Below are 561 nucleotides of genomic sequence, written 5' to 3' on the forward strand. Positions count from 1 at the left end.
GCTCGCGTACTGCCGCAGCGGCATGCGTTCGGCCACGCTGTGGGCGTTGTCGCAAGCCGGCCTGCGCCCGCTGAACGACATCGTCGCGACGGCCGCCGCGGCCGGCTACGACCTGCACGCGCTCGCGTCGCGTGTCGTGCAAGGCGGCAAGCAGGCGGCACCGGCCGTCGACGCGCGGCACGACATCGTGATCGTCGGCGCGGGCGCGGCCGGCATCGCAGTCGCGTCGAGCCTGCTCGCGCGCGACGCGTCGCTCGACATCGCGGTGATCGATCCGGCCGACGTCCACTACTACCAGCCGGGCTGGACGATGGTCGGCGCGGGCGTCTTCCGGCCCGAGACCACCGCACGCCGGATCACCGACGTGCTGCCGCGCGGCGTGCACCGGATCCAGGCCGCCGTTGCGGGCTTCGAGCCCGACGCGCACGCGGTCGTGCTCGACGGCTGCCGCCGCATCGGCTATCGCAAGCTCGTCGTGTGCCCGGGGCTCAAGCTCGACTGGCACGCGATCGAAGGCCTCGCCGATACGCTCGGCCGCAACGGCGTCACGTCCAACTACCG

General features: G+C 73.3%; 1 protein-coding gene. It reads left to right on the plus strand.

What is annotated here, in order from left to right:
- The coding region (locus tag L810_RS43570; RefSeq protein ID WP_042978516.1) for a bifunctional protein tyrosine phosphatase family protein/NAD(P)/FAD-dependent oxidoreductase at window positions 1-561 on the plus strand (561 nt) is incomplete at both ends.

Source organism: Burkholderia sp. AU4i, assembly GCF_000466765.1.
Lineage (GTDB): Bacteria > Pseudomonadota > Gammaproteobacteria > Burkholderiales > Burkholderiaceae > Burkholderia > Burkholderia cepacia.